Annotated in this window: 1 protein-coding gene; it reads right to left on the bottom strand. The window is 63.8% G+C overall.

Annotated elements, in window-relative coordinates; translation table 11 throughout:
- Nucleotides 1–114: 114 nt before the first annotated feature.
- Nucleotides 115–1,097 (bottom strand): IS66 family transposase (gene tnpC, locus H8A95_RS43190; RefSeq protein WP_229188473.1); only part of this gene is annotated, 983 nt, incomplete at its 5' end.

The following is a 1,097-nucleotide window of genomic DNA, read 5'->3' as shown; positions in this document are numbered from 1 at the left end:
GGTAAGCGCGCATTTTACTGCACAGGCTGCGCGCGCGGCTGGCCGCGGCGTCGCGTGACGCCGGGCCCCAGCGGGATCATCGGAACGGCTTGATTGATCCTGAGCGTTCGACCGTCAGCCGCTGTCGTTGTCAGCTGGCAGGTTTTTTTGAGCGGTGCAGTTGAACGGCAACAGATCTTCGATATCGGCGTCTGGCGCGCGCTGGGGCAATTCGGTGAGCGCGTGACGTAGCCATGCATAGGGATCGACGCCGCATGCCCGGCAGGTCAGCACCAAACTGTAGATCACGGCGCTTGCCTTGGCGCCGGCAACGGTGTCGCTGAACAGCCAACTTTTTCGTCCGGTGCAAAACGGCCTGATTTCGCGCTCCAGAACATTGTTATCGATCGGGGCGAGACCGTCACTGGTGTAACGGGTCAGATAATCCCATTGGTTGCGCGCATAGGCGATCGCCTTGCCGGTCAAGCTTTCGGGTAGGACCTTCGGCGCCTGGTCGTCGAGCCAGGTCCGGAAGGCGGCCAATACCGGCAGGCTATGCTGCTGGCGCAGCCGCAAGGTGTATGCGGCGCGCGTTTCGCCGTCGGGCGGCGTCTGGCGCGCCACCCTCTCGACCTCATACAACGCCTCGAAGAACTTGAGCGCCTGCAATGGCGGACCGCCAGGCTTTGTCCTGGCCTTGAGCGCATCGGTAAATTTCCTGCGCGCATGCGCCATACAGCCGAGATGGGTCGCGCCTGTCAGCGTGCGCCAGGCGTCATAGCCGTCGCTCATCAACAAGCCGCGATAGCCGGCCAGGAAGGCCTGCGGATGTTCCTGGCCGCGACCGGGCTGGTAATCGAACAGCACGACCGGCTGCGCGCAGTCCTGGCCGCTGCGATAGGCCCACATGAAGGATTTGGCCTGCGCATCACGGCCGTCCTCTTTAAGAACCTGGACCCAGGTTTCGTCGCCGTGGACCAGGGGCTGCAACCTGAGCTTTTGCTGTAGCGCGTCATAGACCCGATGCAGATGCAACTCGCTCGCCCGGATCACCCAGTTGCCCAGCGTCCCGCGGCTGATGCTGACGTCGGCGCGCCCCAGCGCGTCCGCCACACGGT

This window comes from Bradyrhizobium oropedii, from assembly GCF_020889685.1.
GTDB lineage: Bacteria > Pseudomonadota > Alphaproteobacteria > Rhizobiales > Xanthobacteraceae > Bradyrhizobium > Bradyrhizobium oropedii.
The sequence above is the reverse complement of the archived record's forward strand: the minus strand, read 5'-3'. Positions and strand labels throughout refer to the sequence as shown.